General features: G+C 70.2%; 22 protein-coding genes and 1 pseudogene. 11 read left to right on the forward strand and 12 right to left on the reverse strand.

The annotated features are described in order from the left end of the window. The first annotated feature begins 118 nt into the window (after positions 1-118). On the forward strand, positions 119-2,122 hold the full coding sequence (locus tag WMF14_RS12700; RefSeq protein WP_437801214.1) for a bifunctional serine/threonine-protein kinase/formylglycine-generating enzyme family protein: 2,004 nt from the start codon (positions 119-121) through the stop codon (positions 2,120-2,122). A 1,272-nt stretch (positions 2,123-3,394) separates the two neighbouring features. Here the strand turns inward: WMF14_RS12700 and WMF14_RS12705 are convergent. From WMF14_RS12705 to WMF14_RS12715, 3 genes are read right to left on the reverse strand one after another with little or no spacing between them, the layout of a single operon-like run. Further along, entirely contained in the window at positions 3,395-3,820 is a 426-nt protein-coding gene (locus WMF14_RS12705) for an ester cyclase (RefSeq protein ID WP_437801216.1), read from the reverse strand. A gap of 51 nt (positions 3,821-3,871) precedes the next feature. Further along, on the reverse strand, positions 3,872-4,000 hold the full coding sequence (locus tag WMF14_RS12710) for a hypothetical protein (protein WP_437801218.1): 129 nt from the start codon (positions 3,998-4,000) through the stop codon (positions 3,872-3,874). Beyond that, complete coding sequence (locus WMF14_RS12715; RefSeq protein WP_437801220.1) at positions 3,997-4,965, reverse strand: LysR family transcriptional regulator; 969 nt, start codon at positions 4,963-4,965, stop codon at positions 3,997-3,999. The genes WMF14_RS12710 and WMF14_RS12715 overlap by 4 nt, the downstream gene beginning before the upstream one ends. A gap of 91 nt (positions 4,966-5,056) precedes the next feature. Here WMF14_RS12715 and WMF14_RS12720 point away from each other — a divergent pair, with 91 nt between their 5' ends. The 5 genes and pseudogenes from WMF14_RS12720 to WMF14_RS12740 all read left to right on the forward strand — a co-directional run bounded on the left by WMF14_RS12720 (position 5,057) and on the right by WMF14_RS12740 (position 9,468). Beyond that, the gene (locus tag WMF14_RS12720) at positions 5,057-6,049 is read left to right on the forward strand and encodes a quinone oxidoreductase family protein (RefSeq protein ID WP_437801222.1); all 993 of its coding nucleotides are present in this window, start codon (positions 5,057-5,059) and stop codon (positions 6,047-6,049) included. Between the two features lie 123 nt (positions 6,050-6,172). Then, positions 6,173-6,502, forward strand: coding sequence for an ArsR/SmtB family transcription factor (locus WMF14_RS12725; RefSeq protein ID WP_437801224.1), 330 nt, complete (start codon positions 6,173-6,175; stop codon positions 6,500-6,502). Beyond that, positions 6,499-6,990 (forward strand): SRPBCC family protein, encoded by a 492-nt coding sequence (locus WMF14_RS12730; protein WP_437801226.1) that lies wholly within the window; start codon positions 6,499-6,501, stop codon positions 6,988-6,990. The genes WMF14_RS12725 and WMF14_RS12730 overlap by 4 nt, the downstream gene beginning before the upstream one ends. A 23-nt stretch (positions 6,991-7,013) precedes the next feature. Continuing rightward, positions 7,014-7,115, forward strand: a pseudogene (locus WMF14_RS12735) (DUF899 domain-containing protein); the annotation flags it as partial. Positions 7,116-7,830: 715 nt separating this feature from the next. Next, positions 7,831-9,468: a basic secretory protein-like protein gene (locus tag WMF14_RS12740; RefSeq protein ID WP_437801228.1), complete on the forward strand. Its 1,638-nt coding sequence runs from the start codon at positions 7,831-7,833 to the stop codon at positions 9,466-9,468. 84 nt (positions 9,469-9,552) lie between these two features. Here WMF14_RS12740 and WMF14_RS12745 read toward each other — a convergent pair whose 3' ends face one another. Then, positions 9,553-10,161, reverse strand: coding sequence for an ATP-dependent Clp protease proteolytic subunit (locus WMF14_RS12745; RefSeq protein ID WP_272103024.1), 609 nt, complete (start codon positions 10,159-10,161; stop codon positions 9,553-9,555). A 123-nt stretch (positions 10,162-10,284) separates the two neighbouring features. Here WMF14_RS12745 and WMF14_RS12750 point away from each other — a divergent pair, with 123 nt between their 5' ends. The 3 genes from WMF14_RS12750 to WMF14_RS12760 all read left to right on the forward strand — a co-directional run bounded on the left by WMF14_RS12750 (position 10,285) and on the right by WMF14_RS12760 (position 13,326). Then, a complete protein-coding gene (locus WMF14_RS12750) occupies positions 10,285-11,199 on the forward strand; it encodes an AraC family transcriptional regulator (RefSeq protein WP_437801231.1) in 915 nt (304 codons plus the stop codon). A gap of 159 nt (positions 11,200-11,358) precedes the next feature. Beyond that, entirely contained in the window at positions 11,359-11,760 is a 402-nt protein-coding gene (locus WMF14_RS12755) for a YciI family protein (protein ID WP_437801233.1), read from the forward strand. A gap of 447 nt (positions 11,761-12,207) precedes the next feature. Further along, positions 12,208-13,326, forward strand: coding sequence for an alpha/beta hydrolase family protein (locus WMF14_RS12760; protein WP_437801235.1), 1,119 nt, complete (start codon positions 12,208-12,210; stop codon positions 13,324-13,326). 43 nt (positions 13,327-13,369) lie between these two features. On the opposite strand, the gene WMF14_RS12765 is transcribed toward WMF14_RS12760, so the two are convergent. Together WMF14_RS12765 and WMF14_RS12770 are read right to left on the reverse strand one after the other, a co-directional pair. Further along, the gene (locus WMF14_RS12765) at positions 13,370-13,963 is read right to left on the reverse strand and encodes an HdeD family acid-resistance protein (protein ID WP_437801236.1); all 594 of its coding nucleotides are present in this window, start codon (positions 13,961-13,963) and stop codon (positions 13,370-13,372) included. Positions 13,964-14,142: 179 nt separating this feature from the next. Further along, a complete protein-coding gene (locus WMF14_RS12770; RefSeq protein WP_437801238.1) occupies positions 14,143-14,880 on the reverse strand; it encodes a hypothetical protein in 738 nt (245 codons plus the stop codon). A 471-nt stretch (positions 14,881-15,351) separates the two neighbouring features. On the opposite strand from WMF14_RS12770, the gene WMF14_RS12775 reads away from it, so the two are divergent. Next, positions 15,352-16,110 carry a DUF3455 domain-containing protein gene (locus tag WMF14_RS12775; protein ID WP_437801240.1) on the forward strand — a complete coding sequence of 253 codons (759 nt, stop codon included), beginning with the start codon at positions 15,352-15,354 and terminating at the stop codon, positions 16,108-16,110. 393 nt (positions 16,111-16,503) lie between these two features. Continuing rightward, on the forward strand, positions 16,504-17,865 hold the full coding sequence (locus WMF14_RS12780; RefSeq protein ID WP_437801242.1) for a twin-arginine translocation signal domain-containing protein: 1,362 nt from the start codon (positions 16,504-16,506) through the stop codon (positions 17,863-17,865). A 327-nt stretch (positions 17,866-18,192) separates the two neighbouring features. On the opposite strand, the gene WMF14_RS12785 is transcribed toward WMF14_RS12780, so the two are convergent. From WMF14_RS12785 to WMF14_RS12810, 6 genes are all read right to left on the reverse strand, one after another. Then, positions 18,193-18,453, reverse strand: a complete 261-nt coding sequence (locus tag WMF14_RS12785) for a hypothetical protein (RefSeq protein ID WP_437801244.1) — start codon at positions 18,451-18,453, stop codon at positions 18,193-18,195. A gap of 31 nt (positions 18,454-18,484) precedes the next feature. Continuing rightward, entirely contained in the window at positions 18,485-19,870 is a 1,386-nt protein-coding gene (locus WMF14_RS12790) for a CAP domain-containing protein (RefSeq protein ID WP_437801246.1), read from the reverse strand. 1,069 nt (positions 19,871-20,939) lie between these two features. After that, the gene (locus WMF14_RS12795; protein WP_437801248.1) at positions 20,940-21,344 is read right to left on the reverse strand and encodes a hypothetical protein; all 405 of its coding nucleotides are present in this window, start codon (positions 21,342-21,344) and stop codon (positions 20,940-20,942) included. A gap of 200 nt (positions 21,345-21,544) precedes the next feature. Beyond that, positions 21,545-22,240 (reverse strand): hypothetical protein, encoded by a 696-nt coding sequence (locus WMF14_RS12800; protein WP_437801250.1) that lies wholly within the window; start codon positions 22,238-22,240, stop codon positions 21,545-21,547. Positions 22,241-23,683: 1,443 nt separating this feature from the next. After that, positions 23,684-24,964, reverse strand: a complete 1,281-nt coding sequence (locus WMF14_RS12805) for a sigma 54-interacting transcriptional regulator (protein ID WP_437801252.1) — start codon at positions 24,962-24,964, stop codon at positions 23,684-23,686. 142 nt (positions 24,965-25,106) lie between these two features. Then, the gene (locus WMF14_RS12810; protein ID WP_437801254.1) at positions 25,107-26,120 is read right to left on the reverse strand and encodes a hypothetical protein; all 1,014 of its coding nucleotides are present in this window, start codon (positions 26,118-26,120) and stop codon (positions 25,107-25,109) included. Between the last annotated feature and the right edge of the window lie 464 nt (positions 26,121-26,584).

Raw genomic sequence — 26,584 nt, forward strand, 5'->3', positions numbered from 1 at the left:
GCGCCTTGGCGGTTTCATCCTTCCGGCAGGGAGGGGGAGCTCTCCCACCACCTGACGGCAGGCTCCGCTGGCCGCGGTGCAGCCGCCGGCGCGCCGGTGGTACCATCGCCTGGTCCTCGTGGAGCTCCGACCCGACCTCGTCATCGCGGACAAGCTGCACCTGTTGCGGCCCCTCGGGCAGGGCGGGATGGGGGTCGTGTGGGCGGCGCGGCACCTCGCCCTCGACACCGACGTCGCGGTGAAGTTCATCCGCCCCGAGCGGGCGGCGGAGCGTCCTGCCCTCGTCGCGCGCTTCCAACGCGAGGCCAGGGCCACGGCGCGGATCGCGCACCCGCACGTGGTGCAGGTCATGGACTACGGCGTCGTCGGCGGCGCCGTGCCGTACCTCGTGATGGAGCTCCTGCGCGGGTTCTCGCTGGCCGAGCTCCTCGAGCGCGGCGGCCGCCTCAGCTTCGCCACCGCGAGGTCGCTCGTGCGGCAGGTGGGGAGCGCGCTCGAGAGCGCCCACGAGCTCGGCATCGTGCACCGCGACATCAAGCCCCACAACGTCTTCATCACGGAGGGGGGCCAGGGATACCCGCTCTTCGTCAAGGTGCTCGATTTCGGGGTCGCGAAGGTCGCGGGCGACGCGGCGGTGCCGGCGGCGAACCCCGCGCTCACCGAGACCGGGATGGTGATCGGATCGGCTCCTTACATGAGCCCCGAGCAGCTCGAGGGGAGCAAGGACGTCGATCTCCGCTCCGATCTCTGGTCGCTCGGCGTCATTGTCTACGAGGTGTTGACCGGCGCGCTGCCGTTCCAGGGCAGCTCGTTCGTCGCCGTCGGCGCGGCGGTCCTGAAGGGGAGGTTCCGCCCCGCCAGCGAGCAGAGGCCGGGCCTGCCGGCGCCGATCGACGACTGGTTCTCCAAGGCGCTCTCCGTCGATCCGACCTGCCGATTCCAGTCGGCGCGCGAGATGGTCGATGCGTTTCCGAGCCTGGAGGCCCGGACCGCGGAGGTCGACGCGCCCGGTGGCCGCCATCACCCGGCCGCGTTCGCGACGACCGTGGCCGCGCCGGTCGCTCTTCTGGGCGCGGCTGACGATGCCGACGAGCTCGCGAGAGAGCCTGTCACCTCAGGCGCGCTCGCTGGCGATCCTGGGACGGCGAGCCCTGCCCCTGACTCCGGGGCTGGCCACACCGTGCTCCACCAGCGCGCCGCGGAGCGGCCCGCGGCGCGGGGCCCCTCGGGCGCGCGCGCCACGCGCCTCCGGCGGGCCGCGCCGCTCGCCGCCGCGGCGTGCGCTGCGGGCGCGGGGGGGGTCCTCTTCCTGTTCCTGCGCGAGCCGTCGGCCGGCTCGGGCGGCTGCCCGGACGGCATGGTGCTCATCGAAGGCGCCGAGTTCCAGATGGGCTCCGACGCGGACGCGGAGACGCCCAGCGACGAGACGCCGCGGCATGGCGTGACCGTGAGGCCGCTCTGCCTCGACATCACCGAGGTGACGGTGAAGGCCTACTGGGACTGCCAGGCCTGCGAGCGCCCGCGGCGAACCGTCGAGTCGGAGGGGCTCACGCCCAACGGCCGCTCCTTCTGGAGCCAGTTCTGCAACGGCCCCGAGGCGCTGGACCACCCCATCAACTGCGTCGACTGGTACCAGGCAAAGGCGTATTGCGCCGCCTCCGGCAAGCGGCTGCCCACGGAGGCCGAGTGGGAGCTCGCGGCGCGCGGCAAGGACGCATGGACCTACCCCTGGGGCCACGCGCCTCCCTCGGGCGAACGCCTCAACGCCTGCGGGCCGGAGTGCAGCCGGATGCTGACGGAGCGGCTCGAGAAGGTGGGGAAGGGACCGTGGCCTCGCATGTACAACGACGGCGACGCGGCCCCGGCGACTGCCCCCGTCGGGCGATCGCCGGCCGGGAAATCGCCAGCCGGCGCGCTGGACCTGGCCGGCAATGTCTGGGAGTGGACCGAGAGCCATTATTGCCCCTACGACAGGGACGATTGCGACGACTCCCGCCGTGTGCTCCGCGGCGGCGGGTGGGACACGGTCGAGAGCCAGTACGTGCGCTCCGCCCACCGCCGCCCGAGCGCTTCCACGGCGCGCGGCTGGAGCATCGGCTTCCGCTGCGCCAAGGACCCGTAGGTTACTGGCGCTGAGCTGGTCGCGCCGTCTTCGCCCGCTTCTTTCTCGCAAGGCGACCGACCTGCGCGGCAGAGGAAGGACTGCGCAAGGCGGGCCTCGAGCGCGGATCCGCTCGAAGTCGGCTCGGGCGCTTCAAGGCGACGGCCGAGCTGGTCCACGACGCTCACGTGATTGCGCTGCGCGGCCCATCGCAGCGGAAGACAAGAAGATTTGGAGGGAAGAAATGAAAGAAGGAAACAAGCATGAAGAACAAACCTGAACGTGAAGTGGCCAGGAGGACAAGAGAGTCGTCGCTGAGCTCGACTCGGTGAACCGAGGAGACGGCTGGATGGTGAACGGGAGGTACGGGCAGCAAGCGAGAGGATCGTCGCTACGCTCCGAAGGTGCTCGAGTGCAGCGGAATGGCTGCTCGGGTGCAGCCGGAACAGGTGGCCGAGCGGAGCGGAGTACGCATTCCCGGTACAGCCGTGCTCGCTTTGTCACGATTCGCGGATACCTGCCTGCTGCACCCCCCTTGCGCCGACCTGACCTCCTCCCTGGAGCCTATCGAGGGCGAGACCATCGTTCCCTTCCTGCACATTGCCCTGCGCTGTTCCGGCACGGGAGCGGCCACTCAGTGTTTCTGGCGCACCCTCGGGAAGTTCGGCTCAAAGCGAGAGGCCAGACGCGGTTTTCCGCGGAGGGAGCTGGATGCAAACGGATCGATCTCGCGCCCGATTCCCTCACGACATCTGACTGCGCATCGAGCTACTCGCCCTGCACGCCCTGGCGGAGCTTCCATGACGGCCCTTCTGCAATCGCGAGAGCCGAGCGCTCCGGAAAGCGCGGCGCGCCCGAGATCGCCAAAGTCGTCAGGTGGATTCAAAACCACCTGGAAAAGATTTCCCTCCGTGGTACGGCTATCTTCGGCAACCAGATCAAGACGCACGTTGAGGGTGGGTATTACTCATAGGAATATCGCAGATGAGCTGGCGGAAAAGGGTTGGCACCATGGCCCGAGGCAGAACTCCGGAAACTCTTGGTCGGGGTCTGTCGTGTCCTCACTCCTGGCCGCCCACTTGGCCGGTAGGCCCCGAGCTGCGGATCGGACACCGTGGCGCCCCAGGGGATCGAGGCGGGCAGTCGGCGCGCGCGGAACTGGTGGAGCCAGGGGCGGATGGTCCAGAGTTGCCTGTGGAGGGGCATCGGGCGCACCTCCTCTATCACGGCCCCCGCGCCGGCCCGTCCGCGTTTTCCGGCCCCACCTCCGCGCCGCGCGCGTGTCGCGGCAGGTCAGCCCGAGCCGGTCTGGCCGGATGGGGCCCCGGGCAGAAGCCCGCTCGACGCGAGATCCCAGTAGTCGCTGACCCGCCGCAGCTTGTCGCCCCGGAAGACCAGGATCGAGGTGCCCCGCATCCGGAACCGCCTGCCCGTGGCGGGCAACCCCGGGAAGTCGCCGGCGTGCGTGCCCGTCGCGATCCACTCGGCGGCGGCCGCCTCATCCGTGGCGAAGCTGCTGGTCACCTCGATGCGAAGGTCCGGAAACGCTTTCCTGGTGACCCTGGCGAACGCAGCGATCTCCTCCTTGCCGCGGCTCACGTGCTGCGTCGGTACGTCCTCGTAGATGGAATCGTTCGAGAGGAGGGACAGGAGCTCGTCCGGTGATCCCGCGCTCCACGCGTTCGCCCACCTCTCCACCAGCGTGTGAATGCCCTTCATGCTGCCGCTCCTCGGGTTGTACCTGGGGCCCGCGCCGAGGCGCGGCCATTCTCAGGGCGTGATCTTCGCCTCGAGCGCGCGGGTGACCGCCGGCTTCGCCATGATCTCGTAGCGCTCGATCGCGCGCGGGATCGTGTCGGGCGCGGCGTTGCGGAAATGGCCGAGCTGCCTGATTTTCACGAACTCTTCGAACGCTCCACCAGCCCCGTGGTCCTCGCGTTCGCGAAGGAGCTCGCGGAGGCCGGCCGCGACGCCTGCTGCTCGGCCGCGGCCTCCGCGAGTTGCTCGCGCAGCCATGCGTGCGCCGGATCGTCCGTTAGCCTGGGATGCCAGACGGCCGAGAGCGTGAAGCCCGGGAGAGCGAGCGGCGGCCGCGCGACGACGAGCTTCAGCGCCGGGGCGATGTCCCGCGCGACCTCGCCAGCAAGGACGCCGATGAGGTCGGTGCCCGAAAGCAGGTGCGGCGCCATCAGGAAGTGCGGCAGCGTGACGTGGACGTCGCGCTCGAGCTGCTGGGCGGCGAGCGCGCGATCGACCACCCCGACGCGCCCGCCGTGAGGTGAGACGAGCAGGTGCGGCCGCGCGAGGAACGAGCGCAGCGTGCGCGGCGCGGGCGGCTGGCAGACGAGGGCGAAGTCGTCGCGCAGGAGCGGCCGGGACTCGAGCCCGGTCAGCCCGGGCCCCTCCACCGCGAGGCCGACGTGGACCTCGCCCGCGTCGAGCGCTCGGGCGGCGTCGCGCGTCTCGAACGCCAGCACCGCGAGCCTGGCCCTCGGCGCGCGCGCCCGGAGCCGCCGGACGAGCCGCGGCAGCAGCACGTACGCGGCGTAGTCGTTCATGCCCACCCGCAGCTCGTCGCAGAGCGCCGCGGGGTCGAAGGCCGGGCGGCGGGCGAGCGCCGCCCGCAGGCGGTCCAGGGCCGGGCGCACGTCGCGCCGGAGCTGCTCCCCGCGGGGCGTCAGGAAGAGCGCGCGGCCGCGCCGGACGAGCAGGCGATCGCCGAGCAGCGCGCGGAGCCGGCCGAGGGCATTGCTCGTCGCGGGCTGGCTCAGGCCCACGCGCTTGCCGGCGGCGGTGACGCTGCGCTCCTCGAGCAGCGCCTCCAGGACGACGAGAAGATTGAGGTCGAGCGCAGAGAGATTCACGGCGTGAATGCATAGCATCCGGTGCATCCATTGGACTGGCGGACCGCGTGCCCGCACGTTGGGGCCTGTTCAACGCGGAGGGACAGCACAGATGAGAGCTGCATTGTTGGGGCCGGGCCCGGGCGCGGGCGGCGCTGTGATCGGCGAGCGGGAGCTCGGCACCGTTCCACGCGGGCACGTGCGCGTGCGCGTCGCGTTCGCAGGGGTGAACCACATCGATCTGCTCCTCGCTGACGGGAAGCTCCCCCTCACGCCGAGGCCCGTGGGGCTCGGCCTCGAGCTCGCGGGCACGGTCGAGGCGCTTGGCGAGGGCGCGCGGGGGCCGGCGGTGGGCGCGCGCGTCGTCGCGATGGGCACGCCGCACACCGGCGCGTTCGCCGAGCTCGCCGACGTCGAGGCGCGCCGCGCCGCGCTCGTGCCCGACGGTGTGCCGCTCGACCGCGCCGCCGCGTCGATCGTCAACTACGCGACGGCGTGGGTGCTCCTGCGCGAGCGCGCCGGGATCGCCCCCGGCGAGACGGTGCTCGTGCACGGCGGGGCCGGCGGCGTTGGGACCGCCGCTCTGCAGCTCGCGCGGCACCTCGGCGTGCGCGCGGTGGCGCTCGTCGGCGACGCCTCCAAGGTGGATCATGCGACGCGCAACGGCGCCGCCGCTGCGATCGTCCACGGCCGCGAGGACGTCGCGGCGCGGGTGCGCGCGCTGACCGATGGGCGCGGCGTCGATGCAGCGCTCAACGCGACCGGCGGCGCCACGCTCGCGCGCGATCTCGGCTTGCTCGCTCCCTTCGGCCGCCTCGTGTCCTTTGGCTTCCTCGAAGGGCCGCCAGGCGTCGAGCTCGGCGCCGCGCTCGCGGACGGCTTCGGACGCAGCGTATCGCTCGCCATGAGCGACGTGTTCACGGTGGTCGATGAGGCGCCCGAGCGGTTCTCGCGCACAATGGAAGAGGTGCTCTCGCTCGTCGAGAGCGGAGCGCTCGATCCGGTCGTTCACGCGACATGGCCGCTCGAGCGCGTCGCCGACGCGCTCGATGCGCTGCGGGCGCGCGTTGTTCAGGGGAAGATCCTGCTGCGCTGCGCTGCCTGACGCGGCGACGGAGGCACCGCGCCGGGGGCCGAGGCGCAGAGGTGCCGGCTCAGGCCGCGCTCTGGGGTGCGACACGATCAATTAGTTCTTGCTAATTGATGAGTCGTGACTAATGTATTAGGCATGGCCGAAGCCACCGCGATCGACGCCGTCATGCGCGCGCTTGCCGATCCCACTCGGCGGGCCGTGTTCGAGCGGATCGTCAGCTCCGACGAGATCACCGTGGTGGAGCTGACGCGGGGCAGCGGCGTGACCCAGGGCGCTATTTCCCAGCACCTGAAGTCCCTGAAGCAGGCCGGCCTGGTCGCCGAGCGCCCCGAGGGGCGCAAGGTCTACTACCGCGCCCAGCCGGAGGGGCTGGCGCCGCTGGTCGACTGGATGAGCCACTACGGCGTCTTTTGGCGCGAGCGGTTCGCCGACCTCAGAACCCTCCTGAAGGAGATTGATCCATGAACAGTGCCGCCATCGTGGCCGACAGCCGAGAGATCGTCGTTGACGAGGTGTTTCCCCACACTCCCGAAATGATGTGGAAGACGCTGACCACGCCCGCATTGATGGGCCGCTGGCTGATGAAGCCGATCGGCTTCGAGCCGACCAAGGGCGCCCGCTTCACCTACCAGACCACGCCGGCCGGCGAGTGGGATGGCGTCATCCAGTGCGAAGTGCTGGAGGTCACGCCGAACGAGCGCCTGGTCTACACCTGGAAGGGCGGACACGTCGCCAACGCCGACTATGGCTCGCGTCTGGAGACGGTCGTTACCTGGACGCTCACCAAGGTCAGCGGCGGCACCCGGCTGCGCCTCGTGCACTCCGGCTTCCAGACCCCGAAGAACGACTATGCGTTCCGCAACATGAGCGGCGGATGGCCGAAGGTTCTCCAGAAGATCGACGCCATCACCGGCGAGAACGGCGCCGCGCCGGCGGAGGCCTCGAATGGATAGGATCACCGTCACGGGGTTCGCCCACGTACTCGCGCGATAGGCCGGGCCTGAGAGCATTCGCGCTGGAGGACGGCGTCGCCTACCGCACCTATTCCGCCTATACGCGCGGACTGGACGGCCTGTGGGCGAGCTCGAGCATCGCCAAGGCGCCGGCGGCCACAGCGGGGGATATGCAGCGATCCACGAGTACCACGGGCTGGTGAGCCGGACGCTCCCGCCATGGCTCTCCGCCATGGGGGGAGGGCTCTCGCCCCTGCGATCTGCTCCTCCGCGACGCGTCGCCGCGAGCGCCGGAGTCCAGCCCTCCCCTGATCCCGGATTCCGTACATCTCGTCGAGCGCGGTACTCTCTTCCAGGAAGCGGCGTCATGAGGGCGCCGAGTATCGCCGAACGGCGGGTGACTTCTACTCTCTTTATCTGGTGCTCGCGTTAAGAAGTGTGAAACTGGCTTGTTAAGAGCTGTGTGAGACGTGGGGATCGGCGCGCGTTCACGCCGAGATCGTGGCTCAACGAGCCTTGCGCCCGAGCCGCCTTGCGCCCCCGACAAGAGGTGCCATATTGCCGCCCTGCCAGGTTGGACAGCGCGCTTCGCGCGGCGCGGCGATCATCTCGTTAGCTCGAGAGGCGTCTCCGGGAGAACACGGGACGGCTGAAGCTCGTCGCGCCCGGTGGGCATGCATCCACGGGACAATCCCCGCGATCTGCGAGCCTCGTCGAGGCGGTGCGGCCCGCGGGGCGTGTCTGGCTGACCTGAGGCAGCCCGGCGCTCTTGGCCTGGCGTGCGACGATGTCGCTCGCCCTGGCCCCGAGCGATCCGAACAGGAAAGGAAGGCAAACGCGATGACGAAGATTCTTCAACACACCGCGGCCCTGGTAGCCATGGCGGCGCTCTCGGCCTGCGCCCTCGGCGAGGAGCTCGGCGACGGCGACATCGAGGCCGCCGAGCAGGCGCTCGTGGATGCGCGGCTCGAGGGCGGCACCTTCTATGCAAGCACCTACGACTCTCCCGCGGGCGAGCGGCTCGAGAACGCCTTCGACGAGGATGTCGGGACGAAATGGCTCATCTTCGCGGGCCAGGGCTTCCTCCAGTACGACTCGCCGAACAATGAGGCGTACGTGCTCGGCTCGTACAGCATCTCCTCGGCGAACGATTTCCCGGAGCGCGATCCGCGCGCCTGGCGGCTCCTCGGCTCGAACGACGGCATGACGTGGACGGTGCTCGACACGCGCTCGAACGAGAGCTTCTCGGCGCGTTTCCAGACGAAATCGTACACGGTCGCTGGCGCGCAGGCGTACAGGAAGTTCCGCCTCGAGATCCAGCAGAACCTCGGGGGCTGGGCCCAGATCCAGCTCTCCGAGTTCGCGCTCTTCGGGTCGCCGGGCACGCCGGTCCTGCCGACGCCGCCCGTGATCACCGCGAGCGGAGAGAACGGCCCGCAGGAGACCGCGGCGAGGGCCTTCGACGGCCGCCCCATCAGCAAGTGGCTCACGTTCAGCAGCACCGGCTGGATCCGCTACGAGCTGCCCACCGCGTTCACGATCGACGGGTACGCCATCTCCTCTGCGAACGACTACCCCGCGCGCGACCCGAGGTCCTGGACGCTCCAGGGCTCCAACGACGGCGTGACCTGGACGACGCTCGACACCCGCGCGGGCCAGAGCTTCACGAACAGGTTCCAGCGCAACCATTACTTCATCAACAACGCCACGGCGTACAAGAAGTACCGGTTCAACTTCACCAGCGACACCTCCGTCCTGCAACTCAGCGAGATCGAGCTCCTCCGGACCGACGATCCGTACCGCGCCGTCCTCCCGCAGACGGTCCAGTACCAGAACCAGTCGACGACCACGGGCGGACAGCGCTTCAACGACGCGATCGGCAGCACCCTCGTGCGGGACGTGCGCGAGATCTCGCGCGAGGTGGTCGAGGGGCTCTATGCCCAGCCCGGCGCCTTCTGGAAGCGGAGGAACACCCTGAACATCAGGGTGGTCGACCAGCCGGGGTACGCCTGGGCGGAGTACAGCGGCGACGTGGCCACGGTGTCGTTCAGCGCGTTCTGGATCAACGATGTGTACAACAGCGGCGACGACGTGCGGCGCGTCATCATCGGCACGCTCTACCACGAGCTCGCGCACGTCTATCAGCTCGACGACGTGGGGACCGGCAACGGATACATCATCGAGGGCCTCGCAGACTCGCTGCGCCTGCGCGCCGGGCATCACGACCTCACCGTCCGGACCGCCGGGGACTTCGTGCAGAACGACGGCGAGATGGCGACGTTCCTCCTCTGGATCGAGCAGTTCAAGAAGCCCGGGTTCATCCCGGCCTTTAACAGGAGCCTCGCGCCCTACGACGCGCTCCCGTACGACGAGAGCGTCTTCGTCACGGAGACCGGGCAGACGCGCGCGGCGCTCTGGAACGAGTTCCGCGATCACACCTGGTGGGGCGTGGACTTCCCCGGCTCCGGCAGCCTCTGAGGGATACCGCCCCTGACTGCGCCGCGCGCCCTCACGGCGCGCGGCGCAGCATACCCATCCTCCGCGACCAGCACGTCGGCGCGCTCAGACCTCCAGCGCGCTCTCGACGATGCGATGCACGAGGCCGTACTCCTGGGCCTCGCGCGCCGTCATCCACAGGTTGCGCTCGGTCTCCTGCGCGATCTTCGCGGGCGCCTGCCCCGTCGCCTCCGCGAAGATGCGGTTGAGCCGGTCGCGCGCGGCCATGATCTGGGCCGCCTCGATCTCGATGTCCGACGCGGGGCCGCGCACGCCGCCGAGCGGCTGGTGCAGGAGGAAGCGCGTGTTCGGGAGCGCGAACCGGTTCTCCCGCCGCGCCGCGACGAAGATCAGCGCGCCCGCGCTGGCGACCCACCCGGTGCCGATCACCTTGACCTCGGGCCGGATGAAGCGAATCACGTCGTGGATCGTGTCCCCCGACTCCACGTGCCCGCCCGGCGAGTGGATCAGGATCCGGATCGGCTTCTCGCCATCATCGCTCGCGAGGGCGAGGAGCTGCGCGGTGGTCGCCTGCGCCAGCTCGCTGGTGATCTCCCCGAAGATCAGGACGGTCCGGCTCCTCAGCAGGCTGCTCTGGACCTTCTCGGACAGCGCGCGGGGGTGCGGCTCGTCGTTCGGCGTGGGATCGTTCGGCGTGGAATCGAGGCGCGTCATGGCCCCGAGCTTCCGGCGGCCCTCGCCCGCGCGCCATGACCGCGAGGCGCGGAGTCATGCTCGCGCGTCTCGATCCGCGAGCGAGCGCTGGACGAGCGGCCTCGGCGCGGGCAACCATGGGGCATGGCGGACGAGATGGAGCGGCTGCTTCCCCGCGGCGTTGTGGTCTCCCGGCATTACGGCCATCCTGGCGCGCCCTGGCGCGCGAGCGCGGGCGATCCGCCGAGCCTCCACGTCGTCGTTCAGGGCGCCTTTCGCCTCTCGGAGGACGGCGTGTGCGCGCTGGAGCTCGACGCCGGCGACGTCGTGCTCCTCGGGTTCGGCCCGCGCGGCGCGGGGCCCCGCGAGCAGAGCCTCCGCTGCGTCGCGCCGCCGCCCGGGCGCGCTCCCGCCGACGCGGAGCTGATCTCGGCGACCTACGCCGCCGCGCCCGGCGGGGCGCTCGCCTCGCTCGCGCCCGTGGTCCACCTGCCTGCCGGCGAGGTGCGGCGCGCGCGGGGGCTCTCCGCGGTCGTGGGCCTGCTGCGCGCCGCGCTCGCGGATGCTTCCCCGGGGCAGGCCCAGCTGGCGCGCTCGCTCCTCGAGCCGCTGCTCGCCTACGCGCTGCACTGCCACGAGCATGCGCGCGAAGGGCGCGCGGCGCGCGCGCTCGACCGGCGCGGCGCGCGCGCCTTCGACCGTCGCGTCGCGCGCGTGCTCCGGCTCATGCAGGAGAAGCCGGCCGAGCGCTGGGGGGTCGAGGCGCTCGCGAAGGCGGCGGGCCTCTCCCGCGCCGCGCTGGCGCGGCGGTTCCTCGCCGAGCTGGGGGTCCCGCCGCTCCGCTACCTCGCCGAGCTCCGCATGCAACGGGCGGCCGAGCTGCTCGCCGAGGGCGACGGCTCCGTGGCCGCCGTGGCGGCCGAGGTCGGGTACGACTCGGAGTTCGCGTTCAGCCGCGCGTTCAAGCGGCACACGGGCGAGGCGCCGGGCGCGTTCCGCCGGCGCAGCCGCTCCGAGGGCGCAGCGTTCCGCCTGCCGCCGGTCCGCGCGGCGGCGTGAGCCAAGACGGCGGCTCCCTGGGCTGGGCGCCCTTGATTGCGCGTGAACTTCTCCTTTGAGGAGTATCGTCCTCCGCGATGTCGAGAACGCCGCCTGGGCTCCGACTCGTCTGTGAACGCGCGCCCGACGCGAGGGGCGCCCGCTGAAAGGGAGCTGACGATGAAATACGTCCTGATGATGCACGTGCCGACCAGACAGCCCTACGAGTTGATGAGCTGGCCGCCGAAGGACCTGGAGGAGCACCTCGCGTTCCTGAACAGCTTCAACCAGAAGCTCCGCGAGTCGGGCGAGCTCGTGGGGATCGAAGCGCTGACCGCGCCCGATCAGGCCAGGCTCGTGCGCGCCGGCAAGGACGGCAGGCCCATCACCGACGGCGTGTTTCCCGAGGCCAAGGAGTTCCTCGCCGGCTTCTGGATGGTGGACGTCGGCAGCCCCGAGCGCGCCTACGAGCTCGCCGCGCAGGCGTCCGCCGCGCCCGGGCCCGGCGGCGAGCCGCTCAACATGGCCATCGAGGTGCGGCAGGTGATGAGCGGGAGCGAGCTCCCCAAAGAGCTCCTGTGAGCTCACGTGCCGCGAGCACCTCGAACGGCAGCGGCCACGGTTTCCGCCCACCCCCGAGGCCCACCGCGAGCTGATCGCGCGCTTCGCCCGCAGCGTGGGCTCGGGCGACCTGCGCGGGCTGGTCGACCTGCTCGCTCGAGATCGACGGCAGCGTGGTGCGCGCCATCCGGGCGGTGGCCAATCCCGACAAGCTGCGGTGGCTCAACGCTGGCCGCGAGCCTTGAGCGGGAAGTCCAAGCGCCTTTGTGGATGTCAACAGAGATCGACGACAGTCGAAGGCCCGTCGATTGGAATTGACATCGAGAATGTGAACGCTCACACTTGTGTGGAGGGGTATCCTTTTGCTTCGTCGATCGACGGTGTGCCGCCAGGGTCCGTAAGGCGCCTGACGACCATGACCGTGTGCCCCGTCGTTCGAGCCAATACGGTGTCGCAATGAAAAACAAATTGAGTTGGGCTTTCACCTGCGCTGCGCTGGGCATGATCGTCGGCGCCTGCAGCGGTTCAAATGACGACGGCAACCCTGGTGGGAGCGGCGGAGCCACGGCGGGCGCAGGAGGGAGCGTGAGCGGCTCCGGCGGCGAGCAGGCGAGCACCACCGGAGGGCCTCTGCCCACGGGCCCGAGCAGCTCACAGAGCACTGCCGGAGGGGCTGAGCCCTCCGGCTCGGGCGGCGCGCCTGCGGGCGGCGGGGACATGGCGGGCGGGAACGGAGGCTCGGGCGACGGCAGCGGCGGCGCCTTCACCGGCACGTGCACCGCGTCAAAATCGGCTGGTCGAAACGTGTCGGGGAGCGGCCCTCATAAGGTGGTCGTCGAGACGAATTCAGACCCGGGCATCAACCAGGGCACCATCTTTCGTCCGGCGGATCTCGACGGGAACGCCAAGTATCCGATCTACGTCTGGGGAGAGGGCGCATGTTCGCGAGACGGGCTCGCGACGGAAGCGGCCATGGCCGAGATCGCCTCGCATGGCTACTTCGTGGTGGCGGACGGGACACCGGGGGGCAAGGAGCCCAACCGCGAGCTCGGGGGCGGAGGCGACGTGCTGCTCGCCTACGTCGACTGGGTGATCGCCGAGAACGACAAGCCTTGCAGCGCCTACTACCAGAGGATCGACACCAAGAAGGTCGCCGCGAACGGCTTCTCCTGCGGCGGCTTGATGGCGGCAGGGACCGCCGCAGATCCCAGGATGACGACCTGGGGACACACGAGCAGCGGCTCTTTCTCGGTGAATCAGGCCTTCTACAACTCGATTCACACACCCGTACTGATCGTCACGGGCACCGCGGATAGCCTCGGCGCGAACACGAACGGCGCGAGAGACTTCGAGAACATCGCCGCCCGGGGTGATATCCCTGTCATGATGTTCGCCAAGGTCGGCGCGGACCACGGCGGCGATCTGTGGGCCCGGAACGGCGGCGAGTTCACTCAGGTCAGCCTGGCGTGGCTCAACTGGTGGCTCAAGGGCGACGAATCGGCCACCGGCAAGGGCATGCTCGTCGGCGCGAACTGCCGCTTCTGCAGCGACAGGACCTGGAACATCTCTTCTGCCAATCTGCCCTAGAGCAGATCGCCCTCGAGCTGGCGTCCGATGATCCCCGTCTCCGTCACGCTCGCGTGTGGAGCACGCGAGCGGCGCCCAGCGCGATCAGGATCATCGACATGCCGCCCGTCAGGAGGCTGATTCCGACGAGCAAGCCGAGCACCCTCACGGCGGTGGTGACGCCGCCCGTGAGGATCAGAATCCCGAGCGCCAGCGACAGGACGGCGTCGAACACGAGCCACCCCGAGCCCCGCAGCCCGCGGTGCTGATAGGCGCGGACGAGCTTGAGCGCGCCCTCGGCGACGAAGTACGCCGCTGCGATCACCATCAGCGCGAGTTTGCCGGTCATCGGGGAGAGCACAAGGAGAAGCCCGAACGCCACCTGCACGAGGGCGCTCACGAACTCCCCGCCGGCGCCGGCCCAGCCGCGGCTCTGGATGGCGTGGCTGCCCTCGACCACGCCGGCGAGCACGATCAACCAGCCGAGGGCGATGGCGGTGGCCCGAGGGGCGACGAAGGGCAGGAGGAACGCGAGCACCCCGAGCACCATCGAGGCCACGCCGATCGCGAGGAACCAACCGCGGTTCTCCCGCACGGTGGCAACGTCGACGGGCGCGAAGCGCAGCGGCTTCGGGGACTCTCCGAGCGGACCGACCATGGGCACTCCTCTGGTTCGTGGAGCATGCGTGTCCCGTCGGTCGCCCGCCGCGCGCGGACGAGGTGGCCGGGACCATGTCCGCTTCGAGCATCGTCCGTGCCAGCGCGCCGGCGGGAACATTGTGCCTGGCGCTCGTGGGAGGCGTCACGGCCGAGGGCGGCCAGGAGCGCACCGCCGGATCAGCGGGCGGTGGCCTTCGCGGCCCTGGCGCTCGGAGTGGCCGCCTGCCGGACCTGGCGTCGCTGGAGCTTCGAGCCCTGCTTCGCGCGATTGGCGCTCTTGCGCGTCGACTTGCGCGACGGGCGGTCCTGCGCCGAGTCTTCCAGCGTCGCGGTGGCCTTCCGTGCCCTCCGCATCGTGTTACGCCGCGCCGTCGAGCCGCCGCCCGCCTTTCGGTCGGTCGCGCTCCGCCCCGGAGCGGCCGTGTCGACCGGAAGGTCACGCCGCGACTTCTCGGGCCGCTCCAGCGCGCTCTCGAGGTTCTCCTCGCTGCGCCCCACGCGCCGCCCGATGAAGCTGCCCTCGGGCGACGGATGGCCGAGCCGCGCCGGAGCCGCGGCGCTGCGCTTCGCCGCTCGGGCCGTGCGCTTCGTGCCGCGCGCCGGCGCGCGTGGTGCGGCGCGCGGCGCGCGCTCGAGGGCGCTCTGCACTGCCCGTACGATCCCCGGGACGGCTCTGTCGATCGTCTCGCGCGGCTCGTGGCCTCGCATCTGGTAGACGACGCTGGGGTGCCCGCTCAGGACGACCTTCACGTCGCACGTGACGTCGACGCCGCCCCGTGGCCCGTTCACGTCCGTGAAGCGCACCGTGAGCCGCTCGATGCTGCGCGCGAACCGCCCGAGCTTCGCCCCGAGGCTCTGGCGCACGTGCGCTCTCGTCGCCTCGTCGACGCCGACGCCGAAGGTCCGCACCGCCAACGGAGTCTGCTCGGTCGGTGTGCGCCCGGCGCGCGCCCGGACCGGTCGTGGCACCGTGGAAGGGAACTGCGGACGTCGCCCGGTGGATGGTCGCCCCATGCGCGCTACATCGAGTCCGGCCCCCCGTCGTCAAGCGTCGCGGCCACCGGCGAGATCGTGTTCCTGCCACCTCCGCCGCACCTCGGTCGGCTGTCAGTCCCCGCCTGCGCCGCGCCGGCCCTCACGAGCAGGGTCGCCAGCCTGGCCGATGGTACCCTTGCAGGTGAAGACTTCCGCCGTCGTTGACGATTTCGCCCACGAGATGCGCTTCACCTGCCCACCTCTGGCTGGCGAGGGCGCCGCGAGCGCACGGAGCGCCCCCATGCACACCCCCGGGCTTACCCCAGGTTGCCCGCCTCCCGGCAACACGCGTCCGCCGCTGGCGTCGGAGCCGCTTGCCAGCGCGGAGGACGGCCGCCCTTCAGAGCGGCTGTGCGGTGGGACGGCCACTACGAGGAGATTGACTTTCGGATCGCGTTTGGATTTCCTGACCCCCGTGCCGCCGCGATCAGAGAGGAATTCATCATGAATGCGCGTTATGCGATTGGGTTCGTCTTCATTGGTTTTGGTTGCGCGGGGTCGACGCCGAGCCCCTCGAGCCCGCCGCCGAGCGAGCCGCTTGCGAGCGCCGAAGCTCCCGCGCCCGTCGCGCCCCCGCCGTCGGCACCGGCGCCTGTGCAAGCGACGCCCGCGACCGAGCCCGCGGCGACTGCGAGCGTCCCCAAGCCAGCGCCCCCCGAAACACCCGATGCCATCAAAGCGCCGAGCACGGCCAACCTCGTATTGAAGGCGAACGCCAAGGGCGCACAGATCTATGTGTGCGGCAAGAAGAAGGAGCCCAAGGCGAAATTCGAATGGACGCTCAAGGCCCCGGACGCGACGCTGTCGGACGAGGCAGGAAAAGCGCTGGGCAAGCACTACGGCGGCCCCACGTGGGAAGCGGCGGACGGCAGCAAGGTCGTCGGCGCCATGAAGGCCAAGGTCGATGCTCCCGACGCCACCGCGATCCCCTGGCTGCTCCTGGAAATCAAATCGACCGAGGGTCAAGGCGTGCTCAGCCACGTCGCGTGGATTCAGCGCGTTCAGACCGTGGGCGGCAAGGCTCCGGCGGACGGCTGCGACAAAGCGCACGATGGCGCCGAGGCGCGCGTCGATTACAGCGCGGCCTACTACTTCTACGCGAACCCGTGAGCTCGTTCTACGCGAACCCGTGAGCTCGTTCTACGCGAACCCGTGAGCTCGCTCGATCCCTGAGCCCGCTCGACCCCTGAGCTCGCTGCGATCCTCTCGAACAGCACCTGCTCATCGCCCCTCCGTCCGAGCGGCGCGATCTCTGCCGCGGCGCAGCCGCGGAGGCGATCGTAGGCGCACGCCAACAGGTGTTGGTCCCCGCCTACAGCCTGCGGCCGGAGCCTCGGATCGAGGGCGCGCCTGCGCGGCCAGCGGAGCGCAATCTGCTCCCTGGCCTGACGCGTGCATCGGTCGCGGGTGAGACGCGCGAGCCATCCGCTGGCGGCTTTCGGCCAGCGGCTGCCGAGGGATGCGCGCTGTCGTCTTGAACCAACACGATTGGAGAGGGTTGTCATGCGTAGGATCGACAAGGGGAACTCATTCGCGCTGTCGCGCCGCGCCTTCATCTCGGCGACAGCGGCCGGCGTGGCGGGGGTCGTGACCGGGATCGAGCATGAAGCCGGAGCGCAGGTGGCGTTCACGCCGCGCGTCTCCGGCCTCACGCTCACGGAGGCGACGATCGGCCACCTCAAGGACGCCATCCGCCGCGGCGGTTATCAGATGCTGAAGGTGGTCACCGGGTGGGGGCTGCTCGACCGCTCGATCTACGACCCGGCGACTATCTCGGAGCTCTGCTCGCTGACGCCCATCACCCTCGTCCGGACGAAGACCGGCGACAGGTACCATGTCGATCCGAACGAGGTGGAGGCGGAGATCGCCCCCTGGTACGCGGCGAAGGAGAAGAAGAGGGATCTCATCATCGAGCTGGGCAACGAGCCCAACACGGTGAACGATTCGGACGGCACGGGCGCGTTCTGGGCGGGCCAGAGCCGCGCGTGGAAGGAGAGCTACATCTGGGAGAACCGGTACTATCTCGCGGAGGCCATCGCCCGTTGCCGGAGGCGGTTCCCTCAAGCCAAGATCGTCACCTGCTCGCTCGCCCCGCGCGTCAACCTCGATATCGAGTGGTTCTTGCAGATCTACGCGCAAGGCACGGACAGCCCGCTTCACAACGCGGATTACGTCGCCGTGCACGCGTACAACGGGACGCGCGACGGGGTAGACGAGTCCTGGTATCGCTGCCAAGATCTCCCGTTGGTGCACGGTCTCTACGGCCGTTACGCGCCCACGAAATCATGGATCATGACCGAGGTGGGCCTGCACACGGATGAGACGAGGGCGCGGAAGGGAGAGCGCATGGCGGGGTTCATGCACTATGGCGAGAGCAGCCTTGTCCTTCCCTGGAACGTCTGGGGATTCTGCTATTTCCACCTGAAGCTCGACGGCAACGGCAACCCCTTCCTGGGCGACAGGGCCGCGGCGTATTACGGGGAAGGGGACTCGGCCTATGCGCAGCGGGTCAACGCGGGGAGGTTGCGGCAGACCCCTGTCGGCTGGCTCGACAGCATCGATCCGACGACCGGGGTGGCCTCGGGGTGGGCGGCCGACCCCGACACGCCGGCCAGCGTGGCGGTGCATTTCTACGCGAGCGGACCGGGCATCGACGGCATCCAGTTCGTCGGCGGCACGGGCGCGGACCTGCCGCGGCTGGACGTGAACACCCACCTCGACATGGCGGGGCATCACGGGTTCTCGTTCCGGATTCCGGACGCGTGGCGCAACGGGACCGAGTACCGGCTGCACGCGTATGGCCTCGACGCCACCGGCGACCTCAACACGGAGCTCTCGGGCTCACCGAAGGCGTTCCGCCTCTGAAGGACAGGAGGCGCTTCACGTATCCCGCGTAGGGGAGGGTCTCCCGCGGGCCTGAAGCCAGCCGCCGGGCTCGGGCCCGCAGCAGCTCGTCGACCGCGGTCTTGGCCCCGGTCTGCGCGACGGCTCGCTTGACGATGATCGCCTGACGATGATCGCCGCGAACAGGCTGGGCCGCCTCCGCGGGCGACACGGCGGCGCAGGGCGCCCCGTCGGGCCGCGCCGGAGCCCGACCGGTTGCTGCTCCAGGTTCTTGAAGAACGCCGCCACGACCCCGCCGCGCCGCTCGCGCGGCACGATGCGGCGGATGATCGCGTGCGTGTGCGGGAACTACATGTTCTCGAAAGTATCGACCTCCTGGAGCAGCCGCATCCGATCCGCCCCCTCCACGACCCCGCCACTCGAGGCCTCCACCAACGGGTGCTTCAGGGAGCGCTGCTCGCCCGAGGCGAGCTTGCGCAGCCGCCACCCCTCGAGGTGCTCCTCGGCCGTATGCCCCTCGCGATGGGCCCGCGCGCCGAAGCCTCGCGTGAGCTCCAGCAGGTGCCCCTGAGCTTCCTGGCCGCCGCCATGCACGGCGCGAGATCGCATCGTTGCTGGAGCGCTGCTCAGCTGGTTGCACTTATTGAGCCGGTCGTGCCGATTCAACTGGTTGAGCTGGTCGCGCTTCACCTGGTTGCGCCGGTCTCTCGTTCACGACCAGCTCGACATACCAGCTGGGCACCTCGCCTGATGGTTCCTCGGAAGACGGATCTTCGGCGAGAGGAGGAGGAGCGCCGGCGGTGATGCCGATCCCGATCCGGGTCGCCCCGGGAGAAAGGAGAGCATACCTCGACGAAGGGTTCTGAAGCATCACGGCCACGTGCTCGGAGATGAACTCAGCGCTCCCCGTGAACTGCCAGGTTTGCCTTGGCAATACCCCGTTCGCCTTCAGCTGTGCAGCGAGGGTATCGTCTGGCGGCAGCACCTCGTCCGCGCGCGCGGTCGACTCGCTCCGCCTCGCCGCGATCGCCCCCACCGCCGGGTCCAGAGCGAGTGGCGCGAGGCCGAACCGACGCCGCTCCGCGTTGTACGCGGCCACGATCGCATCCGCCCAGGTCGCGCGGTCCGGCGGATTGGGCGATGGGTTCAGGATGAAGCTGTCGGGCGCCGCCGGCTCGGCGACCCCGACATGGACGGGAAACAGCAAGACTGCCCGGTGCCAGAGCTCGTCGGGAGCCACGTCGGGTCTCGTGACCTGAACCGCGTTCAGCTCGACGAAGTAGCGTCCGGGCTTCATGGGCAGCTTGTGACGCAACGTGATCTTCCCGTCCGGCCCGGGCTGGACGCTCTGTCTTGTCACCTTGCCCCCCTCCGCGTCGATGTAGAACGCGGGATCGATCAGGCCGGGAGGGGCGCGCAGGTCGAGCGCCAGGGTGTCTCCGGGGGAGAAACGCTTCGGCGTCGGGGCCAACACGACCCCGCCACTGTCGAGCACGACGCCCTGGACTCCCCATTGCCCCCGGGTCCGCCGCGCGACACCGTAGGCGCTAGCCGCTGGATGCAGCGCCCATAACCGGCGCGCGAACGCGGCGAGCCGTCGATCGAGGCGCCCGCTCTTGTCGTGCCCGCGCGTTGCGTCAACCCGCCATGTGAGCATGGCGGAGGCCACGCCGCACTTCCAGGCGAGCCACTGTCTCAGCGATTCGACCGGTCCTCGGTTCGCCTCGATGTACACCTCGGCCGTGGCGCCAGCGAGGCAGTCGAGCGCCAGGTCATGCCGCAGTCTGGCGTGCGCCTCAGGGGGCACCGCGCCCTCGAGGATCTGGCCAAGCTCGTTGCCGCCCGAGAATCCTTGCATCTGCGCGGGCGACGGCTGGTAGGTGCCCGGCGCTGCGCGAAGGAGATCGGCTGCATTCTCCGGCAGTACGCGCCCTGGGATCACGGCTGCGCCGGCCCCGCAGCCGGTAACCCAGATGAGGCCGAGCAGGGCGTGCCCGGCGGTTCTCTGTACGGAGCGCCCCTGCATCGCTCGCGAGGCGCGCCCGAAGCCCCCCAGGCTCTTCATTGGCGCTGAATTTAATCGACCCTTCGTTCCTGCGTCAATCGTTCCGGTGCCCGTTTCCTCTCGCGCGGCTCGGGCGAATCCGGCGATGCCACGCGCCGCGCGTGGCGCTCGCGCGGGTCGGTCCGGCCGCCATCGTCGAGCTCGATGGCGAAGGTCCTCCCCAACCGCGGTGAGCGCGTAGCGGGTAGCGGGTAGCGGGCCCAAGCACTTTTGTGGATGTCAAGAAGCTTCAGCTTCTCCTGCTTCTGGGCCGAGTCGAGTGGACATCGTCTCCCCCGTGCGATCTCGCTCGCGTGAGGAATCCTAGAAAAATCAATGTGTTAGCTGACCTGTTGCGAGCGAAGTCACCACCGTGAGCTCCCGTGACCCCTTTGCAATCGGGCCTGGCCGCCGGGCGCGTGGCATCGGTCGGCGGTCAGGCGGGCACACATGTACGCCCCTGAGCCCTGCAGCGGCGCGAACTTGGCTTGCGCTAGGTCGTCGCGCGATGGTCAGGTCGGATCGGAGCCGGAGATCGTGCGCTCCAGCCTCGCCACCGGCGCCGCGCTCGTGCACGCCGTGCCGATGTCCCCCGCTAGGTGGCGATATCGAGGTACCTGCGCGGTCGCTGAGATCCCGAGGTGCTCGAGGATCTTCCGCGCCACCGCCGGTTCGGTGATGGCCGACTGCGCATGCGAGCACGTCGATGCCGAACGTCCGGCGAAGGAGCCTGGCCCAATCGATGCGCGGCGAGGTCGCGAGCGAGAGGCTGCCAAGCAGGCGACCCATGTGGTGCACCGGGATTCCTGGCGGGAGAATTCCGCGGGGGCGAACCGTCGCGATCCGTCGGATGCCCCGGGATTTTGGGAGGGGGTGACGACGGATCGCAGCCCCTCGGAACGCGTGGCCCAACCCGGACCCAAGCGTCAAGCCTCGGGCCTGGGGAGCTTGCCGTGACCGATCCGTCGCCTCGTGCGGCCGTGGTCGCCTCGCTCGCGAGCACCCTGAGCCGCGCCATCGCCCTCGGGGACGAGGTGGCGGCCCGGGTCGTTCACGGGGCGATCGGTCGGCTGCTCGGGCTGCCGGTGGCACCGGAGGCATGAGCAAGCTTGGACCGAACGTCGAGCTCGCCGCTCGCGTGGACTCGCTGCCGGAGCCTTGCCGCTCGCCAGCGCCAGCGGGCTCTGCTGAGATCGCCCGTGCGCAGTTGTTGCGTGCCGAAGCGCCCCGCAGGCCTCCGGCTCCCCTCGCGGCCGCAGCAGAAGCTGAAGCGGACGACGAACGCGTCACGCTCCGCCGCGATGAGCGCGCTCCGCGGCTTGCGGGGGTAGTTGCCCGCGTGCAGCGGGCCCCCGCACGCCGGGTACCAGCTCGCCGCCACCCGCTGCGCGATCGCCCGGTCCAGGGCCTCCAACGTCGCGAAGAACTCGCCCTTGAGCGTGAATTGGTCGAACAAGGGCTCCTCCGTTTCTGACAACTCGGAGGCGAGCCCCCTCGGAGGACTTCGACCAAGTTTTCCGAGGGGGCTTCGTTTCTCGCCCCTCAAAGAATGCGCTCAGGATCGCGCCCTGGGGCCGCGATCTTCCTGGCGCTGCTCACGGTCGCCTCCTCGCTACCCTCGTGAATGGTCTGGGCTGGTGCGGCGCTCGTCGGGGCTCACGTCCGCGGCTGCAGGTGCTGCGTCGCGACGACGTGCGCCGTGGCGACGATGACCAGCGGCAGGAAGATGCTCGCGGTGACGTTCACCGATCGCAGACGAATGATGAGCTTCTCCACCCGCTCGTCGATCTGAGGATCCCCAGTCCGCCGGACAAAACCGGCGACCAGCAGGCCTAACTCACCCACGGACACCGCCTCGAGCAGAGCGAGGAGATCGTCGAAGCCGTCCGCGCACACGAGGTGGACTGGCCGCCAATCGATCGATGCCAGCTCCTTGAACACCCAGTCGATCTCGAGGTCGGCGAATCCGAGCGTTCTCCCGAGCTCGTACAGCACGTCGCGAAGCGGGTGGTCACGGTCAGCGGCTAGTGCGATGATATCGTCGAGCGCCGGGGTGACGATCGGCCGAAGCATCCTGGCTAGCGCGGACAGCTCGCCGATCGCTGCGATCAGAGCGGCAATCCCCTGGGGCAAGGCGTCGCGCTGCGATCGCCAGCTCACGGCCTCGTCGCCACTCGCGCCGTCGAAGCGCGCCGCGTGGACCTCGCAGCGGCGAACGGCGGCGAAGCGCTCCATGTGGCCGATCATCCCATCCAGCGGGCGCAAGTTGTCTCGCGGGACGGTTGCATCGAGTGCAACGACGCGTTCACAAAACACAGGGTCGGAATCGAGACGAGCAGCGCTGTTCAGCATAGATTTCTCCTTGAATACAATCGCAACTGCCCAATCATTAGAGATAATCCGTTCTGACGACGATAGGCACAGATCCAATGTTGCGAACGGTGATGAGTGCACCCGCGGCATAGATGTCATGGTAACTCTCGTGCGTTCCGACGACCGTGCGGTGCGTATCCTGACAGCATAATTCGATATGCCACGACAGCATCCCTTGCTGACTTTCGTTGAGCGACGGGACGACGAAGTACAGCCTGGTAGCCGATCCGACGATCCTCGTCGTGTAGACCTTCGAGGCATTGGGGGCGAGGCCCGTGGGGCTTGACATGGGTGATTCCTTTCTTCCGATTCGCCGAATACGACCACAGCCGATTGGAGCATCAGCGAATACTGGGTTGAACGCGGTGGAACGCGGGCGCACCGGCGTACCCGCTGGTGATGTCCCGGCGGGTCGGCCGAACCGCGGCGACCCACGCTCCTCTGTTGTTGAAGTGACTACGCGCGCGGCCGGCGGTGGTTTCATCGATCCGCTGTCATGTGGTGCGCATCAAGCGCCGCGGGTCGGTGTCTCCGCCCCGGTGCTCACGGCGCGCTGCAGGTCTTCCGCCGGCCGCATCGGGGTGCCGGCGACGCAGCGGAACGCCTCGGCGACCTCGTGCAGGTTGCGCAGCGCGGGTCGTTTGGGAGCGGGGCCCTCACCGCATAGCGCAGCGGTGAGAACGGAAGGGCGCCCCGCCGTGGCGCCTCGCTCGAGGACGGGTAGCCTAGATCGGTGCCCAGACGGGACTGAGACAACCGCAAGGGCGCAAGGGCGGCAAGGGAAGTGCCACGTCGCAGGGTCATGCGGCCAGGGAGAGACGACGTGATCGGCCTCGACCATGCCCGAGACCGCGAGCGTGTCGAGGTCCCCGGAGCCGGGCGCGCAGCGACCGGCGACGTCTCTCTTTTCGCAAGGTCATGGGGCTATCCAGGCCCCCGGTAGATCCCGAGCAGGTCCGCGACGCTCAGGAGCAGGAACGTCCACCCCGCCTCCGACGACACCTGCGGTCCCGTCGACGAGGGGGGGCGAGGCACGCCGATCAGAGCGAGGGAGCAGAGGCGCACCCAGGGATCGACGTCCTCGCCGGGCCGCAGCGGTCATCGCAGGCTGTGGAGTGAACGCGGCCCCCTCAATGCATGATAAAGTTGCTGATACAGCGTCACTTTTTCAGGAGGGATGCGGGTCGCTTAAGGTTCTCTATGTCAACAGCGCGTGCAGCGTGGCCGGACGGTGGGTTCGGTGTTGCCACGGGCCTTTCACCGCGGGCGACGCGGCGGCGGAGGGCGCCCCGTTGGGCCACACTGGAGCCGGCCTCCGCGACGAAACAGGCGGAAGCTACGAAAATGGCTACTGTTCCCGGCCGCCGCTCGCTGCCGACCGGTGTTTCTGGCCGGATTTCTGGCACCCGGAGCCAGCCGCGCTCACTCCCCTTGTTGAGTGCGCTTGCGGAAGCGCAGCAGCTTACCGCGCGAGACGCCGAGCCGCTCCGCGGCCGACGTCACGTTGCCTCCGGCGGCCGCGAGGGCGGACTCGACGCGCTCCTGCGTGAGCGCGGTCTTCTGGTCGTCCGGCGCCTTCCCGAGCACCTCCTCGACGGCCCACAGCCGGAGCCCGGGCTCGTGATCGAGGCGGCGCATCTCCGCGAGGGCCGCGTCGAGCCCGCGCACGTTGCTCGGCCAGGGATCGAGCAGCAGCCGCTCCATGGCCTCGACCTCGACCGCATCGGCCGGGAGCGCGACGCCTGCGCGCCGCGCGAGCTCGCACGCCACGCTGAAGAGGTCCTCGCGCCGCTCGCGGAGCGCCGGCACGTGGAGGCGGGCCATCGCGAGCCGCGCGAACAGGTCGTGCCGGAACGCCCCGCGCGCCACCATCTCCTCGAGGTCCCTGTGGGTCGCGGCGACGACGAGCACGTTCACGTGGACCGGCCGCTGCGCCCCGACGGGCAGCACCTCGCGGTTCTCCAGGAGCCGCAGCAGCTTCGCCTGGAGATCGAGATCGAGCTCCCCGATCTCGTCGAGGAACAGCGTCCCGCCGTCGTGGGCCACGACGATCCCGGGCGCGGCGTTGCGTGCGTCCGAGAATGCCCCTGCCACGTGACCGAACATCTGGGACTCGAACACGCCGCGGGCGACGCCGGCCACGTTCACCGCCGCGAACGGCGCCGCGCGCCCGAGCGCCGCCGCCGTGGCGCGCGCGACGAGCTCCTTGCCCACGCCGGTCTCCCCCTCGATGAGCACGTTGCCGGGGCGGCTCCGCGGCAGGCCCGCGAGGGGCTGCGCCACGGCGCGCAGGCCGTACGGCCCGACGAGCCCGCCCACGGGCGGCGCCGGATCGAGCGGGCCGAGGAGCTCCTCGCGGAAGACGAACAGGACGCGCCCGAGCCTCAGCACCGCCCCGTCGTCGAGCGGCGTGAGGTCGCGCGGCGCGAGCCTCGACCCGTTCACCCACGTGCCGTTGCGCGATCCGACGTCCGCGACGCGCAGCGCGCCGCCGGCGCGATCGATCCGCAGGTGTTTGCCTGACACCTCCTCGTCGGCGAGGCCGCGCTCGGCGAGCCAGGTGCGGCCGATGGTGGTCCCCGAGTCGGGCAGCGGGAACGCCATGGGCCGCGGGAACGCGCACACCAGCGCTGGCCGTCGCCGCCCGGCCTCGGGCCGCACCGGGCTCCGGTGCTCGATGGTGCTCGACACGTCCTTGGCCATTCTCCTCGCAGGGTGCCATGCACCTCCGGAGCGTGGAAGCGCCGCGCCGGGGGGCGACGGTGATGTCGTTCGCCCGCAGCGCAGCGCAGCTCCCCACAGCGAATCGCGGCTTCAGCGCACAGCGAATCGCGGCTTCAGCGCCTCAGAGAGGCCGCCCGTCGAACCCGCACATCGGGTCTCCCGGGTTCGCGCACTCCGGCTGTCGGGATCCCACCCCCACCAGCGGTCGCGGGCCCGGCGCTGCGGGCCGGGCGAGCGCCTCCCGCAGCTGAGCGAGCGCGCTCTCGTAGGCGCGGATCGCGCCCTCGTCGGCGCCCGGCGTCCTCGCGCGCGCCGCGGCGACCTGGGCCGCCGCCGTGGCCTCGGGCCGCCGCCGTTCGGCGGCCCATGCCGCGAGGTCGGCGTGGCGCCGATCGAGCGCCGCGACCTTCTCGAGCGCGTCGAGCCGTGTCTCCAGCGCATCGAGCGCGTCCCCGAACGCCCGCAGCCGGTTGTGGTCCAGCGCCCGCGGATCGAGGGCGTTCCGCGCCGCCTCCGCGGTCGCCCGTGCCTCCTCGGCGTCGCGGGCGAGGGGCCGGCCTCGCAGCGCCGCGTGGCGCCGGTCGAGGGCCGCGAGCTCGGCCGCCCTCGCGCTCTCGCGCTCCGCTGCCACTGCCGCCTGTGCATCGCGGAGCTGCTGCGCTTCCTGCTGGAGGCCTGCCACGTGCCGCGCGACCCCGTAGGCGGCCGCTGCGCCGCCGCACACCACGAGGCCGAGCGCAGCGGCGAGCGCGTGCGCCAGGCTGCGGCGCCGGCCCTCGGCGCGAGCGCGGACGACGGCCAGCTCGTGCTCGCGCGCCGCGTTATCCGCCTCGAGGCGCGCCTTCGCCTCGGCCTCGATGCGTGCCACCTCGATCTCCGCCCGCGCCCGCGCTTCCGCGCGCGCCTCTGTCTCGGCCTGCTCCCGCTCGCGCCGCGCCCGCGCCTCTGCCTCGGCGGCGGCCCGCGTCGTCTCTGCAGAGCGCCGCCGCGCCTCCTCCTCGCGCTGCTCGCGGGCTTCCTTCTCGCGCGCTCTCGCGCGCTGGAGGTGCTCTTCCCGCACGCGCGCTTCCTCGAGCTTCGCGAGCTCCGCGAGCGAGAACGTGACGGATGTATCGGAGGTATTTCGGCTCATCATCGACATCGGGCTCCTCTCCTAGCTCCCCCGTAGCAGCCCGTGTGCCGACAATATCCAATGTAAATTCAATCACTTAGACCCGAGATTCGCCCCGCGCACGCGATCGCGATCGCGCCCGGCGCTGCCCATCGCGATCGCGATCGAGCGACCGGCTCCCAGGGCAGGCCCGAGGGGAGGGGGCTCGTCGCGCGGGGCGGAGGCGGGCAGGTGTCCGGGCAGGCGGGCTTGCGACCATGCGGCGTCGCTGGGCCTCTTCTACGATCGCGCGCCCGGCTCCCAGCGTAGGCTCGAGGGGAGGGGGCTCGTCGCGCGGGGCGGAGGCGGGCAGGTGTCCGGGCAGGCGGGCTTGCGACCATGCGGCGTCGCTGGGCCTCTTCACGATCGCGCGCCCGGCTCCCAGCGTAGGCCCGAGGGGAGGGGGCTCGTCGCGCGGGGCGGAGACGGGCAGTTGTTTGAGCCCAAAT

This window comes from Sorangium sp. So ce693 (assembly GCF_051521375.1).
GTDB lineage: Bacteria > Myxococcota_A > Polyangia > Polyangiales > Polyangiaceae > Sorangium > Sorangium atrum.